A 1,747-nucleotide genomic window follows, 5' to 3' on the forward strand; every position below is an offset into this window, starting at 1 on the left:
CTGCTCGACCACCACGGGACCGAACTCGCGGGCAGGGACATCGCCATGGTCGGCCGGTCGGTCGTCGTGGGCACCCCGGCGGCGTTGCTGCTGCTGGAACGGCACGCGACGGTGACGGTCTGCCATTCCCGGACGGCCCGCCTGGAGGGGCACACCTCCGCCGCCGACATCGTGATCGTCGCGGCGGGCGTGCCCGGTCTGATCGGAGCGGACCACCTCCGGCCTGGTGCGGTGGTCATCGACGTGGGCACCAACGCCACGGACGCCGGACTGGTCGGCGACGTCGACGCGGACGCGGTGGACGGCCTCGCGGGGGCGCTCACCCCGGTGCCCGGCGGGGTCGGGCCGGTCACCACCGCGCTCCTGCTCGCCCACACCGTGCGGGCCGCGAGCCGTGCGGCGGTCGACGCCCTGGAGGCGTAGCGACGGGGCCGTCGGCGGCCCCACACGGGTTCCGTCGCCCGCGGTGAGTGGCTGGGCGGGGCACCCGGCCGAAGACGTCCGGCCGGGTGCCCCGCATCAGCTCTCGGACCCGGTGGAGTCACCTCGGAAGGTCCGCTGGTCGCGGCGCAGAGGATGGTCGTCCGGGATCTGGACCAGGACGATCCGCACACCGTCGGGGTCGGCGATCCACGCCTCCCACAGGCCCCAGGGCTCCAGCCTGGCCTCGCGCAGTCCCTCCGCACCGGCCTCCCTCAGGCGCGCGTACTCGGCCCGGACGTCGCGCACCTGCAACCAGAGGGACAGCGGCGGCACCTCGAAGGGCTCGGAACTCCCCGAGACCTCCAGCAGCCCGTTGCCGAGGAAGAAGACCGTTCCAGGCCGCTTGGGGTCGCCGAACTCACGATGCACCGCCAGACCCAGCACGTCACGGTAGAAGTCGCGGCTTTGGACGAGATCGGCGGGGCGCAGCAGGATACGACTGCTCAGAATGTCCATGTCCGTATCCTCCCAGCCGCCCTGGGCGGCCCCGGGCCGTGTCCGCGTGGGGCGTCAGGCCCGGGCGGGGCGCGGCCCGGCGGTGATCCGGCGGCGCTGGACGACGATCCACGCGGCGGCCACCAGGACCGGCAGCGTGTTCAGGAACACGCCGAGGAACGAGAACTCCTCGCCCGGGTCGCGCAGCAGATCGACGTTGAGCTGCTGGCGGACCCCCAACAGGGCGAAGAGCGTGCCGCCCACGATCCACAGCGGCATGACACGGGTGACGTACACGTTCACCCACCGTCCCGTCGCGAACCCGAACAGGATTCGCGGGACGGTGAGGACGGCCCCCGCCACCAGAGGGATCCCGACCGGGTTGTAGGCCCATGACAGGGCCAGGTCGCCCTTCACCGCCAGCCACACCGACCGGGTGCCCCCGCAGAACGGGTCCATGATCCCGAAGAAGTGGAACGGCCCGTGGATGCTCACCGGGGGAAGCCCGAAGACCGCCATGGCAGCGCCGAGGGCGAGACCGACCACCGCCAGCCAGAACGTCCACCGGTGCCGGTCGCGGTCCTCGACCCGCACCGCGATCGGTTTCGCCCACTGGGGCATCGTGTCGCTCCTGTTCGTTCGGGGCGCGCGGACCCGTCGCCCGCGCGGGGGAGTCGCGTCCGACGGTCAGCCGTGCACCAGACAGCAGTCCACCGTCGCCGCGAGGAGACCGGGCAGTATCGCGATGGCGAACGGCGACGCGAGCGCCACGCCCACCGCGATGGCGGCCATGAGCAGCCCGCCCCGCCTCGGCGGGGGGCGGGCGGTT

The 1,747-nt window shown here is 73.1% G+C and carries 2 protein-coding genes and 1 pseudogene; 1 reads left to right on the top strand and 2 read right to left on the bottom strand.

The window, feature by feature from the left end; translation table 11 throughout:
• Positions 1–423: pseudogene (locus tag D471_RS0118965) on the top strand (bifunctional 5,10-methylene-tetrahydrofolate dehydrogenase/5,10-methylene-tetrahydrofolate cyclohydrolase); the annotation flags it as partial.
• 96 nt (positions 424–519) lie between these two features.
• Here D471_RS0118965 and D471_RS0118970 read toward each other — a convergent pair.
• Positions 520–939, bottom strand: coding sequence for a VOC family protein (locus D471_RS0118970; protein ID WP_017600070.1), 420 nt, complete (start codon positions 937–939; stop codon positions 520–522).
• Between the two features lie 54 nt (positions 940–993).
• Positions 994–1,539: a DUF2752 domain-containing protein gene (locus D471_RS0118975; protein WP_017600071.1), complete on the bottom strand. Its 546-nt coding sequence runs from the start codon at positions 1,537–1,539 to the stop codon at positions 994–996.
• Between the last annotated feature and the right edge of the window lie 208 nt (positions 1,540–1,747).

Source organism: Nocardiopsis lucentensis DSM 44048, from assembly GCF_000341125.1.
Lineage (GTDB): Bacteria > Actinomycetota > Actinomycetes > Streptosporangiales > Streptosporangiaceae > Nocardiopsis > Nocardiopsis lucentensis.

What these genes read in the sequence shown, in the direction of transcription:
- D471_RS0118970 (WP_017600070.1), bottom strand. Translation starts at nt 939, where the DNA reads ATGGACATTCTGAGCAGTCGTATCCTGCTGCGCCCCGCCGATCTCGTC.
- D471_RS0118975 (WP_017600071.1), bottom strand. Translation starts at nt 1,539, where the DNA reads ATGCCCCAGTGGGCGAAACCGATCGCGGTGCGGGTCGAGGACCGCGAC.